This window comes from Streptomyces katrae (assembly GCF_000966975.1).
GTDB lineage: Bacteria > Actinomycetota > Actinomycetes > Streptomycetales > Streptomycetaceae > Streptomyces > Streptomyces katrae.
Map to the genome: position 1 here is coordinate 1 of NZ_JZWV01001451.1, position 218 is coordinate 218.

At 78.9% G+C, this 218-nt stretch carries 1 protein-coding gene; it reads left to right on the plus strand.

Annotated elements, in window-relative coordinates; all coding sequences use genetic code 11:
* Nucleotides 1-218, plus strand: a 218-nt coding sequence (locus tag VR44_RS38235) for a hypothetical protein (protein WP_045952285.1), incomplete at both ends; no start/stop codon positions are given.

Genomic DNA, 218 nt, shown 5'->3' on the forward strand with positions numbered 1-218 from the left:
GCCCAGGCCGGAGCCCCCGCCGCCCCCGCCGCGGGCCCCGGTGTCACCCTGCCCGGCTCCCCGCGCCGCATCGACCTCGACGTGACGGTCCGCTCCACCGGCACGAGCTGGGCCGCCGTCAGCCTGCTCCTGCGCGACCGGTTCGGGGTCACCCACACCACACAGCGGGCGACCCTCCCGACCGGCGGCGACGGCACCCTCCGATTCCCCCTGGACGC